The organism is Paenibacillus qinlingensis, from assembly GCF_013204845.1.
GTDB classification, from domain to species: domain Bacteria; phylum Bacillota; class Bacilli; order Paenibacillales; family NBRC-103111; genus Paenibacillus_E; species Paenibacillus_E qinlingensis.
Genome location: NZ_JABMKY010000049.1, coordinates 1 through 1,393 on the forward strand (window position 1 = coordinate 1; position 1,393 = coordinate 1,393).

A 1,393-nucleotide genomic window follows, 5' to 3' on the forward strand; every position below is an offset into this window, starting at 1 on the left:
TGAACTGACCCCCAAAAGTTAGACATTTATGTTATGCAGCCTGTGAGGCATGAGTTCGGTACTGTACCGGGCTCATGCCTTTTAGTTTTTTCTTGATGCGCTCGTGATTGTAATAGTTCATGTACTCTTCTAGCTCCACTTTGAATTGTTCTATGCTTTCAAACTGCTGTACATATAAGAATTCTGATTTTAAGGTGCCAAAGAAACTTTCAATAACAGCATTATCATAACAATTTCCCTTACGTGACATGCTTTGTGTAACGCCATATTCTTTCAATGCTTGTTGATATTTGCTCATCTGGTAATGCCAGCCCTGATCGGAGTGGATGAGAAGCCTGTCATTGTCATGCAGCCTCTTAAATGCTTGATCTAGCATGCTAGATACAAGCGAATAAACTGGACGTGACTCCAAGGTGTACGTAATGATTTCCCCGTTATACAAATCCAATATAGGCGATAAATACAACTTCTCACCAAAGAGCTTAAATTCGGTAATGTCGGTTACCCATTTCTCGTTGGGTTTAGAAGCAGTGAAATCCCTTTCTAAGATGTTTGGCGCAATCTTTCCGACAGTTCCTTTATACGAACGGTATTTTTTCATGCGGACGATACACTGCAAGTGAAGTTCATGCATGATACGCTGCACTTTTTTATGATTCACAGTCTTTCCTTCATTACGCAATTCGTCTGTAATTCGACGATAACCGTAACGACCTTTATGTTTATGGTAGATGGCTGTAATACGAGCTTTGAGCTCATCATCCTTATCTGGCTGCTCTTTCGTACTCTGCCAGTAATAATAGCTACTGCGTGGTATCTGAGCCAATTGGAGTAATGAAGTAATTGGGTAGTCTAGCCTTAGTTCAAAGATTACTTGCGCTTTGATTTGCTTCGTAACTTTTCCTTGCTTTGCACTAAGGCATTCAACTTTTTTAAGTAGGCATTCTCCATCCGCAAACGCTCTATTTCCGCCTGTAGTGCCTCATTCGATCCTTCAGGTGGAGTTGGTTTATTATCTTTCTTCATGGATGGACGCCCCTTTTTCTTTGATTTCAGGGCGTCTCCACCTTTTGTCTTAAACTCTTTCTTCCAACGGGATAGTATAGAATGTGTTGGAATATTAAAGATTGCAGCTGCTTCGCGGAGAGACGTCCCATGTTCGGTTATATAGCTAAGTACCATCAGTTTATATTCCGTTGGATAAGCTGTATAGCCCTTTTTAAAAGAATCTTCTCCTTGAATTTGGTACTGACGTATCCACGTCTGAAGAATAGCTTTGGATATCCCAACACTTTGAGCTACGGTATCCTGACTTTCCTTTCCCTCAAGGTACCTTCTTGCAGCTTGTATTTTTTCTTGTGGTGTTAATTTGGACATATAGAAAAACTGCACC

Annotated in this window: 1 protein-coding gene; it reads right to left on the reverse strand. The window is 40.6% G+C overall.

The features are described 5' to 3' along the window. Window positions 1-31 precede the first annotated feature (31 nt). A protein-coding gene (locus HQN88_RS37175; protein ID WP_173121629.1) for an IS3 family transposase occupies window positions 32-1,377 on the reverse strand; the annotation gives its coding sequence in 2 pieces (ribosomal slippage) (window positions 32-936 and window positions 936-1,377; 1,347 coding nt in all). Between the last annotated feature and the right edge of the window lie 16 nt (window positions 1,378-1,393).